This window comes from Proteiniclasticum sp. (genome assembly GCF_003514505.1).
Lineage (GTDB): Bacteria > Bacillota > Clostridia > Clostridiales > Clostridiaceae > Proteiniclasticum.
This window is the reverse complement of sequence record NZ_DOPX01000009.1, coordinates 167,741-168,075: the sequence shown is the minus strand read 5'-3', so window position 1 is coordinate 168,075 and position 335 is coordinate 167,741. Positions and strand designations below refer to the sequence as shown.

At 37.3% G+C, this 335-nt stretch carries 1 pseudogene; it reads right to left on the bottom strand.

Annotated features, from left to right (window positions below):
• A pseudogene (gene tnpA, locus DEF30_RS02635) lies at positions 1-273 on the bottom strand (IS200/IS605 family transposase); the annotation flags it as partial.
• Positions 274-335 lie beyond the last annotated feature (62 nt).

The following is a 335-nucleotide window of genomic DNA, read 5'->3' as shown; positions in this document are numbered from 1 at the left end:
TGCTTCAGGTGTGAAAACTCCTGAAGCAATCTTCTTGATGTCACTCCTTTCAATTTTACCATGATGTCTGATGGGCTGATTGATGGCAATGATCTTTATCACATTCCAATGCCAGTATTTGAATCTCTATTTCTTCACAAATTTCAGAAAGTATAATTTTCAATCGTTCTTCGACTGCGCCTACCAATACTTTTCTGCGGTATCTAGGGCAGAATACAAATGATAATTGATTAGCGATACAGTTGTTTGAGTTCTTCTATATGTTTGGCTCATAAACACATTGTATCAGCATGAGATTCAAGCTACAATATGTTTTGCCACGCAAGCGCCATTCA